We start from the raw sequence: 23,001 nt of genomic DNA, 5'->3' as shown, positions 1-23,001 counted from the left end.
GGTTTCCAAAAGATCTTTACTAATTTGCGACCAGCTTCATCTCACCAAACACTCCCATGACAGCCATGATCTTTTTTGCCACATCGGTGTTGTCGTAGTAACCATTAAAGGTCTTGGCCCCCACCCCGATGGCTGATGTAAGCACCGGCACCCCTGTATGAGAGTATGATGTCCAGGCCAGACCCGCCTTGCGATTCAGGATATGGGTAATTTTTACGGTAAAAGGATCGTATCCGCCGTATAGAAGATAGTCAGCAGTTCCCTTGTTGATTTTTACTCCGGCCATACTTTGGATAAAAGCCTTCCTGATCTCGGCAAGCTCATAGTCCTTGAGAACCAATTGCCCTTCGCCTTTTGTTTCCAGTCCGAAATATTTTTTTAAAAGGGGAATCATATCTTCAAACTGAGCCTTTCCAGCGGAAGTTTTTTTATATTCAGCCATTATTTTGTTTGTAAACACCTTAAAGGAGCCTTTCTGGTGCTTAAGTATATCAAAATGCGATGCATACGCGGTGCCGGCAAATCCAATGGTCAAACCGCCACATTCATGGTCACCCGTAACGATAATCAGTGTTTCTTCTGGATGCTTCTCATAGAAGTCATATGCCACTTTAATTGCCTCATCAAACGCCAGAGTGTCTTTTATAGAGGCGACTGCATCATTTGCGTGGCAGGCCCAATCGATCTTTCCACCCTCGATCATCATGAAAAAACCTTTTGAATTATCCAGCAGCTCAACTCCCTTTTTAGTGAATTCCGCAAGGGCAATGTCTTCAGAGGTGTTATCCATGTGATATGGAAGAGCCTGGCCATCTGGAAGGTTTTTGTTAAAGGCAATAACTTTGCCCGATTCTTTTGTCAGAGCCATAAATTGACGTTTGTTATCCACAATTTTATAGCCATTTTCTTTTGCAAGTCGCAGAACATCGCCAAGGGGCTTTTTGGATTTCTTGCCTGCAGGGTCTTTAAGGCCACCGCCTGCAAAATAGTCAAAACCACTTCTGACAAGGTCCATGCCGATCTCATGGTACATTTTGCGAGTAGGTTGGTGTGCATAGAAACAGGCTGGTGTTGCATGGTCGATGGAAACGCTTGAAACGATTCCCACCTTCATACCCTTTTCTTTTGCCATCTCGGCCATTGTTTTCACCGGCTGAAAATCAGGATTTACACCAATATAGTTGATATTAGTCTTAACCCCGCAGGCGAGAGCTGTGCCCGCGGCTGCCGAACCTGTAATGAACCTGTCGTTGGCATACGTAGTGGTCATGCCTTGTGCCGGGAATTGATTCATAAGCAGCAAAGCTCTTTCTGACCCTTCTTTTTTGGACGACATATACATTTCTGCGGCTGTCCGCTGGGACATGGCCATACCGTCACCGATAAAAAAGAAAGTGTACTTGGCTGGAGAGCCTTCATAAAGAGCAGTCTCAGCCCAAACAGGATAAATATGTACACTGAATAACAATGCGGCTGTGAGGAAACACGCCGCAACCGTTTTAACCATAAAACTTTTGAAAATAGTTTTTCGCATCATTTTTTACTCCTTAAATTATTTATTCAAAAATAAAATTTATTCCAGACTGCAATTCAATTTACTTTGTTTTTGTTATGATTTTAGTATCATCAGGTTAGAATTTTATTAAAATTTATGGTATCTCCCGAAAATCGGTAATTTCTACTTTCTCCTCATCCCTTAAAAGCGCCCTGGCATTTAAAATAGCTTTTTGCATATCCTCTTCCGGACTCCTTGAGATCTTCCCGTGTCCCGGATAGAATTCATTTATTTTTCTGGTTGCAAGGTGGTTGATGGAATCAATATAATCGCCCACACTTCCTGATTCACCGATATATGAAAGTGTTCCCCCTGCAAAAACAGTATCCCCGGTAAAAAGAATTTTTTGAACAGGCTCATAGATACATATTGATCCTGAGGTATGTCCCGGGGTATGTATAATATTAAGACTGTAGTTGCCCAGATTGAATCGACTCTTACTTTCCAGCCATAGATGGACTTTCAGGGACGGCTCGTTGAGATCGCCGGATTTATACATGGTAACGTATCTATCTTCTACTGTAATCTTGGTAGCAGCAAAGCGATGGGCGGCAATCAGGGCATAATCCTGAAAATAACGATTGGCTCCAATATGATCAAAGTGCTCGTGAGTATTGATTATTATATCAACATCCCTGATTTTGAGTCCCAGAATAAGTAAGGATTTTTGCAATTTTGAAAAATTTTTATCCACTCCTGAATCAATCAGGACATTTTTGTAGTCACCCCTGATCAAGTAGCTGTGGCTGCTGGAACCCTCTCCCTTAAGCTGGAAAATGTTGGACCGCAATTCTATTATCCGGTCATCTTTTGCCATAATTCTTCCATTCACTCTTTTTTGCACTTTCTTCGTCCTCATAAATATTAAAAAACTGATCCATACGATTTTCCTTGAAATAATTTAGTGTCTCCAGCTTTAAGGAACATAACTTCAGACATCCTCCTAAAAGGTCAATCTCCTTTCTCATACCGTTTAAAACCCCCAGAAGTGTAATTGGTTCAAACTTTTTTAACTCCTTAAGATCCATAATTACTCTAATGCCTCTTTTCTTTAGATAGGAGGAAAGAATACTTTTAACCTGAAGGGCCTCATTCTTTTTGGGTTGACCTGATATTTTTATAATAATAAATTCATTGTTCTTTGCTATATGATATTTCATGACTTGTTTGTTTTATTCTATTCTCCTCTTTTGAATGTGAAAACTTCTACTTTTGAATTTCCATTTTTCTATAATCTCTCGTTTGCCTGATTTTCAGATGGGTCGCGTGGAATATCCATTAGAAATGATGGCACCATTTCTTTCTTACAAAACGGACAGAAGGCTGCTGCAAGATTGTTGTTATCCATAATGGCTTCTGACGTAAATTTCATCTCAAACCGAGTTTCTCCCGGAAAATTGCAGCTATGATTTATGCACTGGTATTGAAGTCCCATGGTATTCTCCTTTAAAAAAAGTTGTGGACAACTTGCTGAAAACAGCAGTTGACCTTATGTGTTTATTATATACCTAATCTATATTTCATCCGTGTTCGGAAGTGATTAGTATTTAATTTTTGTTTTGCTTTTGTGGCAATACTTAAAACCTGCTTTTCGCTTATTAGACTGGCAACTCACCAAATGCGCCATGTCAGGCACACGCTTGGATCATCAGTAAAGCTGAGGGTTTAATTTATTAATTAAATTTTTGAAAAGATATCTTTCTCAAGATATAAGATATTGCCTTTATCATTGTAGGAATAGTGGCTGAAATAGGCTTTCATAATCATGATGCCGCGGCCATGATCATTATTTTCAGGTAGATCTAAATTCTGTAATTTCCTCCAGTCAAACCCGCCTCCCTGATCCTCAATCATCAGATGAATGGATTCATTTTCTGTGATGGTTAACAGAAATCTGACAATTTTCTCAGGATCACTTTTGTTACCATGCCGGACCGCATTGGTAAGGCCCTCTCTGATAACAAGATTGATGGAAAACAAATGCGCTTCAATGCCTTTTATCTTTGATTGAATATAGTTTGTTGTCCGTTCACAGACATCATCAATATTTCCCATGGTTGAAGAAAAGGTGAAGCTAATTGAACCTGCTGTCTGCAGAACATCAAAAATAAGTTTTTTAAAAGACATATGCTTATACCTTTATACATAAGACAACGATATCATCCTCGGGCAAGGCATCATGGCCAAAAAGATGATTCACCAGCGCTATCGGTGCCTTGTCATAGGGCACCTGTGCGATTTGTTTATACACCGGAAGAAGGCTGTCGGCTCCGCTTGCCCATGTAATCTTGTTTTGTGCCGATTCAACAAGCCCGTCAGAATAAATAAAAAATTTATCACCCTCTGACACGTCAATATTTTGAGTTCCAAACTGAGCATCCTTAAACATACCAAGGACATCACCCGTCATTTTAATAAGATATGGCTCACCATCTACAGGCAGACAAACCACCGGCGGGTGGCCGGCATTGATAATCGTCATTTTTTTTGTGGTTCGATTGAGATGCATATAACTGGCGGTGAGGTATTTACCATCAGACAAAATCTCCACCAGAACATCATTGATCATTTTCATGCTTTCAGCAGGAGAGTAAACAGGGGTGCAATTCTGGGCCAGCAAGGCCTTAACCGAGGCCGTCCCATAGCTTGTTTTAATATCATGCCCTGAAAAATCCGCTACAAAATAACCGGTTATTTTATCTGAAATATTTAAGATATCGTAAAAATCGCCCCCCGCCTCTTCAAGGGCCTTATAGTAGACACCAAATAATGCATCAGGGTTATCTTCAGGTGTTGGCAGCATGGCTACCTGTGCTTCGGTTATCTGCCGAAGCTTGCTTGCCTGGTCTGCAATCAATGAATTGGTGGCGATTGAAAGCTTAAGATGAATCCTCACCCTTGCCAGCACCTCAAGGGGATGAAAGGGTTTTATAATGTAATCCACTGCACCCAGATCAAAGCCTTTTAATTTTGAATCCACTTCACTGACGCCGGTAAGAAATATCACCGGGATAGCATTTGTTTCCGGGCTGTCCTTTAGCTTTTTTATAACATCAAACCCATTTTCTCCAGGCATTTCAATATCCAACAAGATAAGGTCCGGGTTTTCCTTAAGAGCAATTGCCCTGGCATCCGGGCCGTTATCCGCAGAAAACATTTTGTAGCCTTCTTTGGATAAGGATTTTTCTATGAGTTTTAAATTCAATAGATTATCATCGACTGCCAGAACCGTATAGGATGATTTATTTCCCATAACAAAAGACCTTTTTCCTGTCAAAAACTATATATTGTTGAGGGCATTCACCCTGTTTTCAAGATCCGTGATATACGCTGCAAAATTATCCAGACTTCCCTGCCTGGCCTGCATTTCCATGTCTTTGGCAAGGGTAAACATATCATCAAACCCAAGATTGCCGGAGGCACCTTTAATAGAATTAGATGCTGCCGCAGCATCCTGACTATTGCCTTGTCGGACACTTTTTTTGATTTTATCGATATCAGATAAAGTAGTGGTTATAAAAAGTTCGACAAGCTCTTTAAAATCATCTTCATCAAATCCCAGTCTTGACGCAAGATCTTTAAAATCCATAAGGACTCCTGTCTTGAATAAAAAGATAAGAAATATTTAGTTAAAAATTATAAATAAATATTACCCCATTGTAAACCTTGAAAAAAAAAATAAAGGAAGCATTTTTTAGGAATCAAATAAAAAAAATGGGTTGGCCCGGAAGATTGACCCAGAAGATTAATTTGGAGGATTTATTCATATGAAAAAAGATACGCACAAATTTATTCAGGAATATAAAGGCCTGGGGGCTTTGGGCCTTGACCGGGCAACAGATGAAGAAACCATTATGTTTTATCTTCAAAAATTTTCCGAGGACTCTTTTTTAAGAACATTTATTCCAAGACTGTCAGACCGGGAACTTAAAGAGATCTACCTGTTTATCAATGACAAGTTAAAACAGCATCTTTCTGAAAATGAATATCATACTCTTTTCTTAAAAGATTAATAAAATTGTAACAATTAGTCAATATCAGTAGGTATTTTCCTTTTTTATTAACACTTCCCAAAATTTTATTGACTCTCCCCTAATATTAACATACTCCAACTTTATTTCGACAGACAAATATTAAACACTTTATTGGAGACTTGAAAATGAGCAGAAAGAAAATTTTAACCGGTATTTTAGCATTTGTCTTTACAATGATCCTGGCCATTGGTGCACAGGCCCAAACCAAAAGCCTGATGATGGCAACCACCACCAGTACCGACAACACAGGTCTTCTGGACTATCTCATCCCCCACTTTGAAAAAGAAACCGGCATTCCCTTAAAATGGACTGCAACAGGGACCGGCAAAGCCTTAAAGCTTGGCCAGAACTGTGATGTTGATGTCCTGCTGGTTCATGCCCCGCCCGCAGAGAAAAAATATATTGCAAGCGGATACGGGAAAGACAGAAGAGAAATTATGTATAACGACTTTATTATCATCGGGCCAAAAAATGATCCGGCAGGTATAAAAGGCAAGAATATATCTGATGCCCTCAATGCTGTTAAAAGCAAACAGGCCGTATTCATGAGTCGTGGTGATGATTCGGGTACCAACAAAAAGGAAAAGCTCTTATGGAAAAATGCCGGTATCCAGCAGCCTGACAAAGAGAAATGGTATGTACAGACAGGCCAGGGAATGCTTGCAACCATCAATGTCGCCCAGGAAAGAAATGGTTACACCATGACGGACAGGGGCACCTATATCAAATACCAGTCCACAAAAGGCGGCAATGCACCATTAAAAATCCTGGTTGAGGGTGACGACATCCTTTTAAATCAATACAGCGTATTAACACTTGATCCAAAAAACTGCCCCAATGCCAAATACGATCTGGCACTTAAATTCTCAGACTGGATGGCTTCACAAAATGCCCAGAATTTGATAAAAGACTTCAGGCTTCTTGGACAAAAGCTGTTTATACCCAACGCTGAATAAAGGATTATATGGATTTTATTGTTGCAGGCTTTATCAAAGCCATTGAGCTTCTGATAGGCGGCGACGCTTCAACCTGGACGGCTGTCTGGGCAACCTTAAAAGTATCCACCTGCTCCATGCTCTTAAGCATTGGAGCAGGGTTGCCGTGTGGGTTTCTTCTCGGATACTTTGACTTTAAAGGGAAAAAGCATTTAAGAACAATTCTGGATACCATGCTTGCCCTTCCAACTGTTTTCATCGGTCTTATGGTTTATGCCTTTATTTCCCGGCAGGGACCCATGGGCGAGCTGGGATTACTTTTCACCCTGACAGGGATTGCAATAGGCCAGACGATCCTTGCCTTCCCAATAGTAACAGCTATCACTGCCTCTACCATTGAAAATATTGATCATGACCTCAAGATAACCCTTGTCACCCTTGGCGCAGGAAAACGCCATATCATTGCCACCTGTCTCTGGGAAGTCAGGTTCGGCATTCTGGCAGCAGCGGTCACAGCCTATGGCCGGGTGTTAACCGAAGTCGGCATATCAATGATGGTCGGCGGCAATATTAAGTACCATACCAGAACAATTACCACAGCCATTGCCCTTGAAACAAACAAGGGCCTGTTTGCAGATGGTATTGCCCTGGGTCTTGTTTTGATCATGATTGCCTTTATTGTAAACCTGTCTCTGTCTTTTTTAAGGAAACAATGACCAAAAAAGAAATTATATACCACTTAAAGGATATCCAACACTATTATGGAAACACAAAAGTGCTGGATATTGCTGACCTTAAAATCGAAAGAGGATCAATTACAGGTCTTATCGGGCCAAACGGCAGCGGGAAAAGCACACTTTTAAAACTGTTAGCCTTTGCCCAAAAACCAACCCGGGGCCACATCTTTTATAAAGGGCGAATAGAGCTTCCCTTTTCACCGACCATCCGGTCAAAGGTGACCCTTCTCACCCAAAAACCCTATCTATTAAAACGAACAGTTTTTGAAAATATTGCCTATGGTCTGAAAATCAGGAAAGATAAAACCCTTCTTAACGAAAGGGTAAAAAAAGCACTTTTAACTGTCGGACTTGATGATCAAAAATTTGCTGTAAGAAAATGGCATGAATTGTCAGGTGGAGAAGCCCAAAGGGTTGCCATGGCTGCCAGGCTGATCTTAAAACCCGAAGTCCTGCTCCTTGACGAACCCATTGCAAGTGTTGACACTGAAAGTGCCGGACTGATCCGTAAGGCATCTTTAAAAGCCAGGGATAATTGGGGTGCCACCCTTGTCATTGCAAGCCATGATTTGCAATGGCTTTACTCCATCAGTGACAGACAGCTTTCCATCTTTAAAGGGAATATCTTTTCCACAGGCCTGGAAAATATTATCACAGGGCCCTTTATAAAATCGGGTGTAAAATCGGGTATAAATTTGGATGGAAAAACCTTTGTAAAAAAACTTGATGACGGACAGATCATCACTCTAAAAGCCCTAGGTAAAAAGACATGCACCACCGCCGTTATCAGAAAAAAAAATATCTCTATTTCCCTTGAAAAACAACCGGATAACGGCCTTCTTAACCAATTGTCCGGTCATATCGTTTCCATGCTTTTAGAAAAGAAAAAAGGAATAATCATGGCGACCATTTCTGTCCACAATCTTGCTTTTATTCTCAGGCTTACTACTGATCAAATCAGCAACAATAATCTCTATCCAGGTAAAAAAGTCATCCTCAAGTTTCACTCAAATAATGTTGAATGGATTTAGGGTTTTAAAATATAAAATTCTACTTTAACTATTATTGAAGAACTTCGCTTGTTGACCAACGTCAGGATGGATTCCTTTGATCCTTAATATATAAACCACGGCCTTTATTCTTGATCGCCCCCCTTTTTTTTGCTCGTGCTATAATATTTCTTATTAAGATATCATCAAATTCGGTTCTTTTTTTTATCTCTTTGAAATCAATTGGATTGACTGTTCTTCTTGAAATTATTCGGACAATAGTTTCATATGAGGTCATGTCTGGTTTAGTGGAATTTTTGGGTGATCGTTTTTTCATGGGAACCAAAGGTTTGGTGATAGCAGACATGGGAGAGTCGTCAAAATCAATTCCGAATGTTGATGAAAGATCTGCGTCGGAGATAATTCTTTTGGATTTTTTAATTTTAGATTTTTGAATGAGTTGATCTGTTTCTTTTTGGATAGCCATGGAGACCAGATTATCCATATTAACGCCCCGCAGAGTAAAAAACAGGGCCGGAGTTTTGTCAAGCCGGGTTCCGACACCATAGAGAGTTGCAGCAATATGTTTGCACATGTATGCCCAGTCAGGACATGAACAGTTAAATTCTATTTCGTCCGGGGAAGGAAAGATCCCTTCGTCCTTACTGGTCAGAATATTTATCATTGATTCAGGCAGTTTGCCGTCAAGAAGGGCATTCAAGGAGTTTATCTTTCCCTGGCATTTTTTAATTATATTTTTCCAGGTGAATTTTTTGATTTTTTTGATTGTAATCTCAATAGTATATGGCTTTGAAACAGCACCCTGAACAAGAGATATGATTTTCCCCGGTTTTATTTTAAGGTCAAGCACAGCACCATGGCGAACATAAGAACGGCCTCTTCCAATCCGATTACTGTAATCTGCATAGCTTTCAAGATTTTTATTCCAGGAAATACCCCACCATGATTCTGCAAGTTTATTGCCTTTTACATAAATCGGCGAGATGGCTGGGTTCTTTTTTTTGAGCTGTTTAATTTTTTTTTCAGCTTTTGCTTTTTTTTCAGCTACACTGACATATTTTGGAAATCTATAAGAGTAACGACCCATATTGCCTCATCAATTGTCATATTTTAAGTTTAAACATATCCATTAACTGGTTGTTATCCATTTCCGTTATTAAGGTGGCCTGTGAATCTGGAATTATTTTTTCAGAAAGTTCTTTTTTGTTTTCAATCATCATATCGATTTTATCTTCTATTGTCCCTTTTGTTATAAATTTGTGTACCAGAACATTTTTTTTCTGACCAATACGAAAAACCCTGTCCGTGGCCTGGTCTTCAACAGCAGGATTCCACCATCTGTCAAAGTGTATTACATGGTTTGCACGGGTAAGATTCAAACCTACACCTCCAGCTTTAATCGAGAGCACTATAAAAGGAACATAATCTTTTTTCTGAAATCGTTCAATCTCTTGTTTTCTTTTTTTAACAGTAAGACTGCCGTGAATAATGCATCCTTTGTGATGAAAAACAGTTTCAAGAAAATTAAAAATGGGGTCTATCATCTCCTTGAACTGAGTAAATACCAGCACTCTTTCCCTTTTTGCATAGATGGTTTCGCACAACTCACCTAGGCGAATAAATTTTCCGCTTTCTTCAGGATTAAACCCTTCGGTTCCAAGATATTGGTCAGGGTGGTTGCAGATTTGTTTAAATTTTATCAAAGATGAAAGGATAAGTCCTTTTCTTTGAATGCCCTGTTCCGCTTCAACAAGACGATCTTTTAATTCTTCAACAAAATCTGTGTACAAAACCACTTGTTTTTTACTAAGTTCCGGAAAAGTTTTCATCTCAACTTTTTCTGGAAGATCAGGGGCAATTGCTTTGTCGGTTTTCATCCGTCTGAGGATAAAAGGGGCAATAATTTTTTTTAAATTTTTGTATCCTGAAGGTTCTTTTTTTAATCGGGATGAAAAGCTCTTAAATTCTCTGGCAGTTCCTAAAAGACCGGGATTAAGAAAATCAAACAGAGACCATAGATCAACTAAGCTGTTTTCTATAGGAGTGCCCGTCATGGTTATCTTTGTGTCTGCTTTAAGTTTTTTTACATGTTTTGATTGCCGGGTACCCGGATTTTTAATGGCTTGAGCTTCGTCCAGGATCAGGCACCTCCAGGTGATTTTTTCCATCCATTTGTGACGCTGCACCATTGCATAGGTTGTAATAACAAGATTGAAATTTTTCAGATCAGGGTTTTTATCTGCATTTTTTTTGGTGTATCCGGGATGGGCTATATAATATTTTAGATTGGGAAGGAATCGTTTTATCTCGTTTTCCCAATTTGAAATAAGTGATGCAGGAAGAATGAGCAAAGATATTTTATCAGGGTCTTTAAGTTTTAAAATGCTTAAAAATCCAAGAACCTGGATTGTTTTGCCAAGGCCCATGTCATCTGCAAGGCATGCACCAAATCCAAGAGAATCGAGAAATAACAGCCAGTTTAGTCCTTTTCTCTGATATTTTCTGAGAATTGCTAAAAAACCTTCAGCAGGATCTGTACAGATTACAAGCTCGGGTTTGTTCAATTTTTTAATAATGCTTTCAAACCATTTTCCGTTTGATATTTCCAAATCTGTTTCATATTCGGGAGATGACAGTTTTTCAGGATGAAGCTGTAATTGAAGTGCTTCTTTGATAGTAAGGCCGGTATTATTTTTCATGCCCATAGCCTTTTCATAGGCTTTAAGAATATTTTGAAGTCTATCTTTATCAACTTCGATCCAACGGTTTTTAATCCTTGCAAGACCGCTACTCTGGGCAAGGAGTTTTTGAGCCTCTTCTAAAGAAATAGGATCATCACCAAAAAAAATATCAGCCTGAAAATCAAGCAGGGAATTCATCCCGACAAAGGATGGTTTTTTGGTTCCAAGTTTGATTTTAACTACAGGCTTGGACCCGCTTTTTTTCCACCAGTCAGGAATACGGCAGATGATGCCGCAATACTCAAACGTATGGAGTTGTTGTAAAAACTCATAGGCCTCTTCCGTATCCCAGGCAAGGTGATGAAATAATTCACCTGTATCAAGAAGTCCTTTTAAAAGTTCACTGTTTTTTGCAGCAGAGTGGACTGTGGTGAGTAACTCCAATAACTGATCCTGCTTTCCTTTGTATTCTTCCAGTGCATATTGAAGAGGCCGATGCTTTAGAGAGCCTTTTGATTTTGCGGCATAAGTTGCAAGAAACTGAAATGGAAAATTTTCATCCTTATTTTCCACAAGATGAAAATAGACCCTGCCAGCCAGATGGATATGGGGGCTGTATTCATGAAAAAAATTCTTTACATCTCCGGAAAATAGTTTGATTTTTTGAGAAAAAAGTTGATTCAGATCTTTCCACACCTCAGTTAAAAGATCCATACAAAGGTATTCCATCCCGGTCATAAGAGGGGCGGCATCAATGAGACTAACTAATTCTTCAGCAAAAAAAGTGACTTTTACTTTGTGTCGAACCGTTTCAATGTCAGAATATTTTTTGAGTTTCTCAATAAATGTTTGTGCCAGAGCCCTCCAGAAGTTAAAAGAAGGGGACAGGGGTATTTTATTGTCGGAACAACCCAGAAAAAAAAGCCAGTTTTTATCGCTTTCATTATATTGATTATAGATTTCCCGATTTAATGCCAGCTGCTTTTTCCCCAGCCGTTCTCCTGAGTTTTCCCAAGTTAATATAAGATCATGAGAAGGCATGATATCAACTACAAGCTCTTTCATCGTTTCCCTATTTATAAGTCAATTCGCAGGTTTGCAAATCACCTTTTTGTCTTGTATCCATAAAGTTTTCTTTATCAGACAAGGAATAGTATGATCAAGTATTATCCTTGGAGATACAGTAGTTTGGATTCACTCAGATTTGATTTTTTGTCAAAATTGAATTTTTCAGGCTTGTATTTTTGTCAAAATATGGTATTCTCAGGCTTGTATTTTTGTTAACTCAATAAAACAGCATTACTGGAAAGCAAATGAAAAGACAAATCAATAAAGAACTGCAAAAATGGAAAAAAACCGATAAAAGAAAAATTCTGCTGATCCGGGGCGCACGCCAAATTGGAAAAACCTATTCTATAAGAAAGTTAGGCAAAGAGTTTGATTTTTTTCTTGAAGTCAATTTTGAAGAAGAGCCTGATATTTCATCAGTGTTTGAAAAATCTCTTAATCCAATTGGTATCTGTGAAAAATTATCTATTTATTATAATATTGATATTATTCCAGGTAAAACTCTTTTATTTTTTGATGAAATTCAGTCCTGCCTGAACGCCATAAGATCCCTGAGGTTTTTCCATGAAAAAATGCCAGAGCTGCATGTTGTTGCAGCAGGTTCACTTATTGAATTTGCACTTTCTCAGATTCCTTCATTTGGTGTTGGCAGAATTAAATCTCTTTTTATGTATCCAATGTCGTTTATTGAATTCTTGTCAGCTTCGGGCGAAGACAGGGTTGTGAACTTAATATCTTCTTCTTCAGGACCTCTGGATTCAGTTCTTCATGATAAAATTCTTGAAAAACTCAAGATTTTCCAGATTATAGGAGGAATGCCGGAAGTTGTAAATAATTATATTGATAAAAAGAATCTGAAAAGATGCCAGGAGTTGATTGATGTTCTTATTACTTCATTAAACGATGATTTTGCAAAGTATAATAAAAAAGCGCCTGTGATTTTATTAAAAGAAGTCTTCCATTCCATTGCCATGCAGGCGGGAATGAAATTTAAATATTCGAACATAGAATCAGGAGAAAATCATAAAAAATGCAAACTCGCCCTTGACCTTTTAGTGCAGGCAGGACTTGCCTATAAAATCTTTCACACTTCAGCCCGGGGAGTACCTCTAGGAGCCCAGATAAATATAAAAAAATTTAAAGTGCTCATGTTTGATTCAGGAGTATATCAAAGGCTTCAGGGACTTAGTTTGTCTGACCATATTATTGCTGATTTTCAATCTATTATTAATAAAGGAAACCTTGCTGAAATAGTTGCAGGACTTGAAATCATCCGGTCATGGCCATCATATTCAACACCTGAATTATATTATTGGCACAGGGAAAGTCGTTCAAGCAATGCTGAAATAGATTATGTAATTTCTAAAAATAATACAATAATTCCCATTGAAGTAAAAGCTGGAACAAGGGGTCAGATGCAAAGTCTGCATATATTCATGAAAGAAAGAAATATCAAGCGCGGGCTCAGGGTATCCCATGAAAATTTTGCAGATTATGAAAAAATATCAACTCTACCCCTGTATGCCGCAGGGTTTATCTATAACCAGTTTTCAATTTAGTATTGATACATTAACTACTTCATCAATATCCAGACGATGTTGAATGGGTTGAGATATTGTTTGCTAAAAGATTGCTGTATTGAAAATTATTAAATGAAAATGATTTTTTTTGGCGGCTATAGCTTTAAAACAAGGAAAAATAATTTTCCATATTTATTCATATGACCTGCGGTAAATTGGGCATAATTATTGTTCCCACAAAAAAGATCCGCTCTTGCAAGCCCCTTAATGGCACCGCCTGTATCCTGGTTCAATACAAAGAAAGAGGCGTTTTCCCACTCCTTTAAAGGATTAATATTTACTTTATCCGGCAATTGGGCCTGGATATAACACAGAGCTCCTTTAGGGAACAATCTTGAGTCCGTGGCAATGGAACGCAGGGCCGTAACTTCAACGCCAAGGCTGCCATAAGGACCGCCTTCTTCCTCCTGAAAAAAGACAAAACTCTCATTATAGTGCAGAACTTCATCCACTCTTTGAGGATGCAGTTCAAGCCATGTTCTGATGGCCTGCATGGACATATTTTCTTTTAAGATCTCATTTTTATCGATCAGATATCGCCCAATGGATCGGTAGGCGTTCCCGTTGCTTGCCGCATAGTGAACCCGTAATATTTCCCCTTTGCCCAAGTCAATTCTTCCCGACCCCTGGATTTCAAGGAAAAAACGGTCTACCCGGCTTTTCAGCCATACAACAGGTTCTGATCGTATGAGAAAATCTTTGGCAGCATTAATTTGTTCTCGTGAATAATATGGCACCACCCTCTTTGTTGAATCATTAACTCTGGCCTTCAACCGTTTGTGACCTTTATACTCATCTGAAAACACTGACAAATTAATTTCCAGCAAATCATCTGGCTTGGAATAAACCGGATACGGGTATGCACTCGTCTTTTTAAAGCTGCCCTCATAGGTCGGTTCAAAATACCCGGTAAACAGCACGTCGCCATCATCATTTCCTTCTGCCTCATAAACAATAAAACCGGATTTGATAAATTCGTTCAATGCTTTTGTGGAAGGTTCTTTTTCCAAAAATGACCTAAAGGTTTCCAAAGAGGTAATCATATGGGCAGCAGTGTATATCTCTTTTCCATAATGATATTTTCTTTCCAAAGGCACCTTTTTAAAATACTCAAGGCTGTGATCAATAGAAATAGTCAGACCTTGAATATCCAGATTATCAATAAATAAAGGATGTTTTTTAGATTTCAGTTTTTTCAAGGAACTAAATTGTGTAATTTCTTCTCTGATCTTTGGTTGGCATCCGCAAAAAAAACAGACCATGATTACAAAGGACAAAACCCAAATATATTTCAATGACATTTTATTTTTCATCTTGATACCGTTTGTTAAATTCTTTGGTAAATCTTTTTGAATAATCTATTTCATGTAAATCATCCATGGTTTGGGAAGAAACCTCCAGGCTGTCCAGTTTTTTAGCCGTGGACATGACCCTTGTCTCCATTCCACCCACTGTCCTGTTATAGGTTGTTACACATTTTTCAATATCTTTTCCAAGAAGGTTGATATTATCGGTCATGCTGCAAAGCCTGGAAAATAACTCCACCCCGAGATTCCTAATCTCTTCTGCGTTTTCATAACTTTTCTTTTGTTTCCAGGAATAAGAAACCGCCTTTAAAAGTGCTATCAGCGTGGTGGGAGTGGCAAGAATCACTCCCTTTTCTATCCCTTTTTCAATCAAATCCGGATAATAGGTCAGGGCTGCACTGAAAAAATTCTCTCCGGGAATGAACAGCACCACAAATTCAGGGGTGGGAGAAAAATGTTTAAAATAATTTTTTGACGACAAATTCGAGATATGCATCAAAACCTGTCGTCCATGATCTTTCATCCGTTCTTCTTTTTGTTTATCTCCTTGTGCTTCCAAAGCATCCAGATAGGCCATTAAAGGAACCTTTGAGTCAATAATGATTTTTCGGTTCTCGGGCAGGGTGACCACCATATCCGGCCTGATGGACCCTTTACCGGAACCGGCTGAAAGCTGTTCTTGAAAATCGCAATACTCGGACATCCCGGCCAGTTCCGCAACCCTTTTTAAGGTGATTTCCCCCCAACGCCCCCTGACATGGGGAACCCTTAATGCCTTAACAAGATTTCCGGTTTCAATGTGCAGAAGATTCTGGTGCCTCCCCATTTCCAGAAGCTTTTCCGTGATGGAGCCATAGGCATTTTCTCTGTCTTTTTCCATGATATTCAGATGGGTTTCATATTTATCAAGGGTCTTTCTCACGGGATCAATTGTTCTTAAAATTTCATTTCCCTTAATATCAAAGTCTTTCCTGGCTTCTTTCACATAGGAAGAAAAATACTTATCCGCAAGTTCCATGAATCTGGCAGAATTATCAAACAGCGCCTCATTGGAAAGGGTTTTCAACTTTTTTGAAAAAAGAAGAACCCCTGACTTTGCCAAAATGACACAGACCAGCACCCCTGCACCAAAGCCTATCCCAAGATACGCCATGTTTTCAAGGGTGACCACACTGCTAGTTATTTTTTGCAGTATATATTCCGCTTTTGCCTCCTGATTTAGATTTGAGATATATATTGGATATTCTCATGGCCCTGTCATAGGATTTGCACATGTCATATATAGTTAAGCCTGCAACACATACCGCAGTCAATGCCTCCATTTCCACACCGGTCCTGCCTGTCAGTGAAGTTTGGGCTTCAATATCAATGGCATGGTTTTCTTTATCAAAAGAAAAATCAACCCTGGCATAGGTAATATTTAACGGATGACACATGGGGATCAGATCCGATGTTTTCTTTGCTGCCATAACGCCTGCAATTCTTGCTGCTTCAAGAACATTCCCCTTTTTCACTTTTTCATCCATGATCCTGTCAAGGGTATCGGGTTCCATAAAAATTCTACCCACAGCAACAGCAACCCGCTTGGTTTGGGCCTTGTCTCCCACATCCACCATTCTCACCCTGCCTTCTTTATCAAGATGTGTAAAATCAGTCATTTTTTTTGCCTATTATTTTTCATTCTTGAAATATTGTTTTTTGCTTGTTGCCTCGGCCTTAACTAAATTCAATGTATCCTTCAATGATTCAAGCACATTATCCCGGATATCCCCTGCAACCACCAAAAACATCACATCATCACCAACAGCAAGTTCTTTTTTCTCGTTGATATGAATCAGGATATCAATAATCCCCGGTCGTTTCTTTTGTTCTTCAAGGATCTGATCCAGTCTGTCATGATCCACCACAACTTCAAGTCCGGTCACTTCATCACCTTCCCGGGATGTGGCTCTAACGACGCCATTATGACATAAAATCATTCCTGCCTTATGGTAATCAGGATGTTGTTTTATCTGCTCCACCATTGTTGTAATATCCATATTTATCTCCTTTTTTTTTTACTGCCTTATTTTATTTACAATTGTTTTGGCTTTTTCAAGATCTTCGGGTGTATTTACATTAAAAATAAACTCCATTTCCGGGTCCAGCATTTTTAATTGCTCCACTGGAATCTCTTTTACTTTTTTTTTCCTGAAAAACTTTTTAATCATGAAAATATTTTTTTTAAGATTATTCTCAATCAAAGGAATACAATCCTTTGAATACGCGGCAGACAAGGCTTCAATCCCGTCATCCGTACTGGGAATGATCACTTCATAGCCTGGCTCAATCTGTCCCACGATATATTCAACAACCGATTGCTTGACAAAAGGGGTATCACAGGCTGTTACATACGCATATGGAAAGGACGCATAAAAAAGCCCTGCATGAAGACCTGCAAGCGCACACTGTGAAGAAATGATATCCGTCACCACTGTCATGTCCCAGCCGGCAAACTCTTCGGGCTCGTTTACCACTATAATGACTTCCTTAAACAGATTTGAGAATAATTCATAAATGCTTTCAAGAATCATCAAATCCCCAACTTTTTGAAATGTCTTCTTTTTTCCCGGCAGCCTGCTGTTTTTTCCGCCAGCCAGTATCACACCTGTACAGTCAAATTTCATTCACACCATTCCTGCTCAAAAGTAAAATTTTATCCTACACTGATTATAGCAACTCAAAGTTAAAATCAAGGTGTTGCCCGCCATAAAAAAAAATGATACAAATCCTAAAGCACATAAACACCGGACATCAGGATATGATCATTGTCCTGGTCGTCGAACATGACAAACAGGATATTGTTTACATGGAACAGGATTAAAACATGAGTACACTATTACACAAAAAAAATGTACCGGATGATATTAAAATTGCCGTGATTTCAGTCTCAACAACAAGAAGTCTGTCTGAAGACAAATCCGGTGCATGGATAAAAAAACAAGCAAAAAAGGAAGGGTTTGAAGTGGTGATTCATCAAATAGTAACCGATGATATTACCGCCATCATGGAATTAACAAAACATATAACAGAAAAAATCTGCCCGGATGCCATTATCATGACAGGCGGCACCGGCATCAGCCCGAAAGATGTGACCATTGAAGCAGTCAAGCCCCTGTTTGAAAAAGAACTCACCGCCTTTGGCCCTCTTTTTACCCAGTTAAGTTTTGAAGAGATTGATTCGGCAGCCATCCTATCCCGGGCCACAGCCGGAATCATCAGACAGACCATTGTCTTTTGCATGCCGGGCAGCATCAAGGCCTGCAAGCTGGCCTGCAATGCCCTGATATTTCCTGAACTTGGACATCTTTTAAAACATATTAAGGAATAAAAAATGAAAGAACTTGAAAATTTTATTAATACCTGGATTGAAACCGACTCAAAAACAAAACAGGCGTTTACAGAAATTTATGACCACTTGAAAACTCTTGAAGACACCACTCTGGACTTTAATGCCCGACCCAAAGTGAGCTATTCTCTTCGCCCCAGGCACAACAACCAGAAAAACCGTTCCCTTTTTGCCATGGTGGATGTCATAGATGATGATCCCGAGGAAAGATGGCTGTCTGTCTGCTTTTACGGAGAAATGATAACCGATCCCGAAGAAACCGGTGATCTTATCCCCGAAGGCCTTCTTGGTGAAGACGGGTATTGCTTTGACCTGTATGAATATGACAAGGATGAAATGAAATACCTGAAACAAAGACTTTCCCAGGCACACGAGAATGCAAAAAAATAGCTTTTTCAAGAAATAAATATTTTTAAAATATTGAACTGAATTTAGTTCATATTTATTCTTTATGATAGAAACTTCAATTGTTATTGGTACATGCAAATTGTAACCGACAGAGCGGAGCTATAACCACAATGAAACCAAAACCATCTGAAAAAAATCCACTGGTGAACCTCCTTGTCAATGAAGAACAGCACATCCTGTTAAAAAAACTAAGTGCGTCAATGCCGGATGTCATTCTAAATAACCGACAGATCTGTGATTTTGAGCTGCTGACCACAGGGGTTTTCTCCCCCTTAAAAGGATTCATGAAACAAATTGATTATGAATCTGTCCTGGATCGCATGCGCCTTGAATCAGGACAACTCTGGCCGGTTCCCATCTGCCTGGATATCCCACAAAGCCTTGCAGCTACCCTTGAAACCGGTCAGTCCGTCACCTTAAGAGACCAGGAAGGCTTTCTTATCGGGGTCATGAATATCGAAGATATCTGGCCTTTGGAAATAAAAAAAGAAGCCCAGGCCGTATATAATACCCTGGACAAATCTCACCCCGGTGTAGATTATCTTTATAATAAGTCCGGCAAATATTATATCGGCGGAGAAATCCAGGCCCTGAATCTTCCCATTCATCCTGATTTCAAACAGATCCGGAACACACCCGCCGAAGTTCGAAACATATTCTCCAAACTTGGATGGAAACGCATTGTCGGTTTCCAAACCCGGCAGCCCATCCACCGGCCCCAGTTTGAGATGACCATCCAGGCCATGAGAAAGGCAAAGGCAAATCTTCTACTTTTGCCCATTGCCGGTGTAACAAAACCAGGAGACTTTGATCATTTTACACGTGTGCGCTGCTACCAGAAAGTAGCTGCTCACTATCCACCCGACTCTTACGTCCTCAACCTGCTGCCCATGGCCATGAGAATGGCAGGCCCCAGGGAGGCCATCCTCCACATGATCATTGGCAAAAACTTTGGCTGCACCCATTTTGTTATCGGCCATGACCATGGCTCCCCTGGCAATGACGCCGGCAATCGACCTTTTTACAAATATGATGAAGCAACTAAGCTTGCCCATAATGCCATCAAAGAACTGGGCGTTGAGACCATCATATTTGAAGAGATGGTCTATCTTCCCTTTGAAGATGAATACAAAATTGCAAGCCAGGTTCCGGAAAACATAGACACCATTTCTTTTACAGGAACCGACATCCAGAAAAGAATCCGTGCCGGCAAGAAAGTACCTGACTGGGCCACATTCCCGGAAGTAATCAAGGAACTTCAAAAATCCTATCCCCCGCCATCAAAACAGGGAGTTACCATATTTTGCACAGGATTATCAGGAGCCGGCAAATCCACCATAGCCAAGATCCTTTATTCAAAATTTCTTGAAATCGGGACAAGACCCGTCACCCTTCTGGACGGAGACATTGTCAGAAGAAACCTCTCCTCGGAACTGAACTTTTCCAAGGAGCACCGTGACATCAATGTAAAACGAATCGGATTTGTAGCAGCTGAAATAACCAAAAATAGAGGCATTGCCATCTGCGCCCCCATTGCACCCTATGAAAAAACAAGGGTCCGGATCAGGGAATCCATTGAAGCCCATGGCGGTTTTTTTGAAGTCCATGTTTCAACCCCCATCATTGAATGTGAAAAAAGGGATAGAAAAGGCATGTATGCCAAGGCAAGGGCAGGTCTTTTAAAAGGTTTTACCGGTGTGGATGATCCATATGAAGACCCGTCCAACCCGGAACTTAGAATCGACACCACAAGCCTGACACCGGACGAAGCCGCCCAGGAAGTCATGCTCTACATCAGCCAGAAAGGGTTTATTTAAACTATGCGTAAAGGAATCATATTAGCTGGCGGATCAGGAACCCGGCTGTATCCACTGACATATTCAGTCAGCAAACAGCTCATGCCGGTGTATGACAAGCCCATGATTTACTATCCCCTGTCCACACTGATGCTTTCAGGGATTACTCATATACTGATCATCACAACACCCCATGACCATGACAGCTTCAAGCATCTGCTGGGTGACGGTTCTCAATGGGGCCTCTCCCTGGAATATGCAATCCAACCCTCCCCTGATGGGCTTGCCCAGGCATTTATCCTTGGAGAAGATTTTATAAAAAATGACCCGGTCACACTGATTCTGGGCGATAATATTTTCTATGGGGAAGGCTTGTCAGATCGCCTGCAAACGATCGCAAAAAGAGACAAAGGTGCAACCATATTTGGATATTATGTCAAAGATCCACAATGGTATGGAGTTGTAAGCTTTAACAGCAACGGCCATGTAACCGGCATCGAAGAAAAACCAGAGATTCCAAAATCAAGCTATGCTGTTACCGGACTTTATTTCTACGATAATGATGTGATCCAAATTGCAAAACAGATTAAGCCTTCTGCCCGGGGAGAGCTTGAGATAACAGATGTCAACAATGCATACCTGAAGCAGGGCAATTTAAACGTAGAGCTGTTCAGCCGGGGAACCGCCTGGTTAGACACTGGAACCCATGAATCCCTTCTGGATGCGGCAAACTTTATTAAAGTTGTATCAGACCGCCAGGGATTAAAAATTGCCTGTCCTGAAGAAATTGCCTTTAGAATGAAACTCATCAATGCAGGACAATTGGGAAAATTAGCAGAATCCATGAAAAAAAATGGCTATGGCCAGTACTTGTTAGATCTTTTAACCTAAAGGTCACACGTAACCTGAAGGTCACACGTAAACGAATCGAATAGAAAATGAAATATACTCAACTGGATATCCCGGACATTATCTTAATCCAACCACAGGTTTTTGGGGACCACCGGGGATTCTTCATGGAAACCTTTCGTGATGATGAGTTTAACCTGAAGGTCACACATAAAAAAAATATCTCCAGCGTAACCTTTGTCCAGGATAATCACAGCAAATCCAGCCAGGGCATCTTAAGAGGACTTCATTACCAGATAAAAAAACCCCAGGGCAAACTTGTCCGGGTAATCTCAGGTGAAGTCTTTGATGTGGCCGTTGACATAAGAAAGTCTTCCCCTTTCTTTGGGAAATGGACAGGTGCAACCCTTTCGGCAGAAAACAAAAAAATGCTCTGGATTCCACCCGGCTTTGCCCATGGGTTTTATGTGTTAAGTCAGGACGCAGAATTTACATATAAATGCACAGACTATTATGCGCCTGAACACGAACGGCACATTTTATGGAATGATCCTTCCATCGCAATTGACTGGCCCATCATCCCTGGCACATCTCCAATATTATCACAAAAGGACGAACACGGATCAACCTTGGGAAATGCAGAGGTGTTTGCATGAAAGTCCTTTTATTAGGATCAAACGGCCAGCTTGGATGGGAACTGCAGCGCACACGCCCGGACAATATTACACTTACAACCTCCGATTTTCCAAAAATAAATTTCTGTAACACCGGCAGTATCAATCAGTGTATAAACTCAACCAGACCTGACTGCATAATCAACGCAGCCGCTTACACAGCTGTAGACAAAGCAGAACAGGAAAAGGATTTAGCTTACAGAATAAATCATAAAGCTGTCCTTGAAATTGCAGAACTTTGCAGAAAAAATACAATTTCCCTGATTCATATCTCCACCGATTTTATTTTTAACGGCCGGAACTTCAAACCCTATCAGCCCGATGATACCCCAGACCCGGAATCAGTTTACGGCAAATCAAAACTTAAAGGAGAACAGGCAGTCCGCAAAATTTTGGATGATCAAGCATTGATCATAAGAACAGCCTGGCTCTATTCCGCCCATGGAAATAATTTTGTAAAAACCATGCTCAAACTCATGAAGGAAAAACAAAACCTGAGCATCATTGACGAGCGGCACATGGCCTTGCCAAAGCCATATGGACAGCTCTTAAAAAAAACATAATGGGAACCTTTCACTGGACTGATGCGGGTGTTGCCTCGTGGTATGATTTTGCCGTGGCTATCCAGGAAGAAGGGCTGCAGGCAGGTCTTCTTGACAAATCCATACCCATTTTATCCGTCCCGTCTTACCTATTTCCAACTCCTGCAAAAAGACCTATGTACAGTGTCCTTGATAAAACATCCTTTTGGCAGGCAGCAGATATAAAACCCGTTCACTGGCGCATTCAACTTCGATCCATGCTAAGAGAATTTAATCAATGAAAAATATTCTTGTTACAGGTAACAATCATCAATAGAGCACCAGGAGAAAAGCAAGGCTTTTTTTAAACATTTTTCGAGGCCATACTCCACCTATCCGATTTTATCGGTTTTTTTAAATTACATAAAACCGATTTTATCTCTAAAATCATAGATTTT

The 23,001-nt window shown here is 40.0% G+C and carries 26 protein-coding genes; 12 read left to right on the top strand and 14 right to left on the bottom strand.

Annotated elements, in window-relative coordinates:
• Positions 1-19: 19 nt before the first annotated feature.
• From K8S13_RS02505 to K8S13_RS02475, 7 genes are all read right to left on the bottom strand, one after another.
• Positions 20-1,537, bottom strand: a complete 1,518-nt coding sequence (locus K8S13_RS02505; RefSeq protein WP_291460176.1) for an alkaline phosphatase — start codon at positions 1,535-1,537, stop codon at positions 20-22.
• A gap of 112 nt (positions 1,538-1,649) precedes the next feature.
• Positions 1,650-2,372 carry an MBL fold metallo-hydrolase gene (locus K8S13_RS02500; RefSeq protein WP_291460173.1) on the bottom strand — a complete coding sequence of 241 codons (723 nt, stop codon included), beginning with the start codon at positions 2,370-2,372 and terminating at the stop codon, positions 1,650-1,652.
• Positions 2,359-2,715 carry a hypothetical protein gene (locus tag K8S13_RS02495; protein WP_291460171.1) on the bottom strand — a complete coding sequence of 119 codons (357 nt, stop codon included), beginning with the start codon at positions 2,713-2,715 and terminating at the stop codon, positions 2,359-2,361. The genes K8S13_RS02500 and K8S13_RS02495 overlap by 14 nt, the downstream gene beginning before the upstream one ends.
• A 68-nt stretch (positions 2,716-2,783) precedes the next feature.
• Positions 2,784-2,990, bottom strand: a complete 207-nt coding sequence (locus K8S13_RS02490) for a hypothetical protein (RefSeq protein WP_291460169.1) — start codon at positions 2,988-2,990, stop codon at positions 2,784-2,786.
• Positions 2,991-3,232: 242 nt separating this feature from the next.
• On the bottom strand, positions 3,233-3,682 hold the full coding sequence (locus K8S13_RS02485) for an ATP-binding protein (RefSeq protein ID WP_291460167.1): 450 nt from the start codon (positions 3,680-3,682) through the stop codon (positions 3,233-3,235).
• Between the two features lie 4 nt (positions 3,683-3,686).
• Positions 3,687-4,808: a PP2C family protein-serine/threonine phosphatase gene (locus K8S13_RS02480; RefSeq protein WP_291460166.1), complete on the bottom strand. Its 1,122-nt coding sequence runs from the start codon at positions 4,806-4,808 to the stop codon at positions 3,687-3,689.
• A 27-nt stretch (positions 4,809-4,835) separates the two neighbouring features.
• On the bottom strand, positions 4,836-5,144 hold the full coding sequence (locus tag K8S13_RS02475) for an Hpt domain-containing protein (RefSeq protein WP_291460164.1): 309 nt from the start codon (positions 5,142-5,144) through the stop codon (positions 4,836-4,838).
• Positions 5,145-5,322: 178 nt separating this feature from the next.
• Here K8S13_RS02475 and K8S13_RS02470 point away from each other — a divergent pair, with 178 nt between their 5' ends.
• The 4 genes from K8S13_RS02470 (at position 5,323) to K8S13_RS02455 (ending at position 8,292) form a co-directional block, all read left to right on the top strand.
• A complete protein-coding gene (locus K8S13_RS02470; protein ID WP_291460162.1) occupies positions 5,323-5,568 on the top strand; it encodes a cytoplasmic protein in 246 nt (81 codons plus the stop codon).
• Positions 5,569-5,714: 146 nt separating this feature from the next.
• A complete protein-coding gene (locus tag K8S13_RS02465) occupies positions 5,715-6,545 on the top strand; it encodes a substrate-binding domain-containing protein (protein WP_291460161.1) in 831 nt (276 codons plus the stop codon).
• An 8-nt stretch (positions 6,546-6,553) separates the two neighbouring features.
• Positions 6,554-7,240 carry an ABC transporter permease gene (locus K8S13_RS02460; RefSeq protein ID WP_291460159.1) on the top strand — a complete coding sequence of 229 codons (687 nt, stop codon included), beginning with the start codon at positions 6,554-6,556 and terminating at the stop codon, positions 7,238-7,240.
• A complete protein-coding gene (locus K8S13_RS02455) occupies positions 7,237-8,292 on the top strand; it encodes an energy-coupling factor ABC transporter ATP-binding protein (protein ID WP_291460157.1) in 1,056 nt (351 codons plus the stop codon). Before K8S13_RS02460 ends, K8S13_RS02455 begins: the two co-directional genes overlap by 4 nt.
• Positions 8,293-8,353: 61 nt before the next feature.
• Here the strand turns inward: K8S13_RS02455 and K8S13_RS02450 are convergent, their stop codons facing one another.
• Positions 8,354-9,358 carry an SWIM zinc finger family protein gene (locus tag K8S13_RS02450; RefSeq protein WP_291460155.1) on the bottom strand — a complete coding sequence of 335 codons (1,005 nt, stop codon included), beginning with the start codon at positions 9,356-9,358 and terminating at the stop codon, positions 8,354-8,356.
• 16 nt (positions 9,359-9,374) lie between these two features.
• Positions 9,375-12,017 (bottom strand): DEAD/DEAH box helicase, encoded by a 2,643-nt coding sequence (locus tag K8S13_RS02445; RefSeq protein ID WP_291460153.1) that lies wholly within the window; start codon positions 12,015-12,017, stop codon positions 9,375-9,377.
• A gap of 248 nt (positions 12,018-12,265) precedes the next feature.
• On the opposite strand from K8S13_RS02445, the gene K8S13_RS02440 reads away from it, so the two are divergent.
• On the top strand, positions 12,266-13,579 hold the full coding sequence (locus tag K8S13_RS02440; RefSeq protein ID WP_291460152.1) for an AAA family ATPase: 1,314 nt from the start codon (positions 12,266-12,268) through the stop codon (positions 13,577-13,579).
• 116 nt (positions 13,580-13,695) lie between these two features.
• On the opposite strand, the gene K8S13_RS02435 is transcribed toward K8S13_RS02440, so the two are convergent.
• Genes K8S13_RS02435 through K8S13_RS02415 form a run of 5 tightly spaced genes read right to left on the bottom strand, consistent with a single transcriptional unit; the run spans position 13,696 to position 17,573 of the window.
• Positions 13,696-14,913: an MltA domain-containing protein gene (locus tag K8S13_RS02435; RefSeq protein WP_291460150.1), complete on the bottom strand. Its 1,218-nt coding sequence runs from the start codon at positions 14,911-14,913 to the stop codon at positions 13,696-13,698.
• Positions 14,903-16,078, bottom strand: a complete 1,176-nt coding sequence (locus K8S13_RS02430; protein WP_291460148.1) for a DNA recombination protein RmuC — start codon at positions 16,076-16,078, stop codon at positions 14,903-14,905. Before K8S13_RS02430 ends, K8S13_RS02435 begins: the two co-directional genes overlap by 11 nt.
• Positions 16,079-16,082: 4 nt before the next feature.
• Positions 16,083-16,565 (bottom strand): cyclic pyranopterin monophosphate synthase MoaC, encoded by a 483-nt coding sequence (gene moaC / locus K8S13_RS02425; RefSeq protein ID WP_291460147.1) that lies wholly within the window; start codon positions 16,563-16,565, stop codon positions 16,083-16,085.
• A 12-nt stretch (positions 16,566-16,577) separates the two neighbouring features.
• Positions 16,578-16,946: a molybdenum cofactor biosynthesis protein MoaE gene (locus K8S13_RS02420; protein WP_291460146.1), complete on the bottom strand. Its 369-nt coding sequence runs from the start codon at positions 16,944-16,946 to the stop codon at positions 16,578-16,580.
• 18 nt (positions 16,947-16,964) lie between these two features.
• A complete protein-coding gene (locus tag K8S13_RS02415) occupies positions 16,965-17,573 on the bottom strand; it encodes a molybdenum cofactor guanylyltransferase (RefSeq protein ID WP_291460144.1) in 609 nt (202 codons plus the stop codon).
• A gap of 200 nt (positions 17,574-17,773) precedes the next feature.
• On the opposite strand from K8S13_RS02415, the gene K8S13_RS02410 reads away from it, so the two are divergent.
• From K8S13_RS02410 to K8S13_RS02380, 7 genes are all read left to right on the top strand, one after another.
• Positions 17,774-18,277 (top strand): MogA/MoaB family molybdenum cofactor biosynthesis protein, encoded by a 504-nt coding sequence (locus tag K8S13_RS02410; RefSeq protein WP_291460143.1) that lies wholly within the window; start codon positions 17,774-17,776, stop codon positions 18,275-18,277.
• 3 nt (positions 18,278-18,280) lie between these two features.
• Complete coding sequence (locus K8S13_RS02405; protein ID WP_291460142.1) at positions 18,281-18,685, top strand: hypothetical protein; 405 nt, start codon at positions 18,281-18,283, stop codon at positions 18,683-18,685.
• A 128-nt stretch (positions 18,686-18,813) separates the two neighbouring features.
• Positions 18,814-20,520: a bifunctional sulfate adenylyltransferase/adenylylsulfate kinase gene (locus K8S13_RS02400; RefSeq protein WP_291460141.1), complete on the top strand. Its 1,707-nt coding sequence runs from the start codon at positions 18,814-18,816 to the stop codon at positions 20,518-20,520.
• A 3-nt stretch (positions 20,521-20,523) separates the two neighbouring features.
• Positions 20,524-21,390: a glucose-1-phosphate thymidylyltransferase RfbA gene (gene rfbA, locus K8S13_RS02395; RefSeq protein ID WP_291460139.1), complete on the top strand. Its 867-nt coding sequence runs from the start codon at positions 20,524-20,526 to the stop codon at positions 21,388-21,390.
• A 47-nt stretch (positions 21,391-21,437) separates the two neighbouring features.
• Complete coding sequence (gene rfbC, locus K8S13_RS02390; protein ID WP_291460137.1) at positions 21,438-22,004, top strand: dTDP-4-dehydrorhamnose 3,5-epimerase; 567 nt, start codon at positions 21,438-21,440, stop codon at positions 22,002-22,004.
• Positions 22,001-22,585 carry a sugar nucleotide-binding protein gene (locus K8S13_RS02385; protein WP_291460135.1) on the top strand — a complete coding sequence of 195 codons (585 nt, stop codon included), beginning with the start codon at positions 22,001-22,003 and terminating at the stop codon, positions 22,583-22,585. Before rfbC ends, K8S13_RS02385 begins: the two co-directional genes overlap by 4 nt.
• Positions 22,585-22,845: a sugar nucleotide-binding protein gene (locus tag K8S13_RS02380; RefSeq protein WP_291460133.1), complete on the top strand. Its 261-nt coding sequence runs from the start codon at positions 22,585-22,587 to the stop codon at positions 22,843-22,845. The genes K8S13_RS02385 and K8S13_RS02380 overlap by 1 nt, the downstream gene beginning before the upstream one ends.
• Positions 22,846-23,001 lie beyond the last annotated feature (156 nt).

Source organism: Desulfobacula sp. (assembly GCF_021107415.1).
Note: the sequence above shows the minus strand (reverse complement) of the source record. Positions and strands in the feature narration are given on the sequence as shown.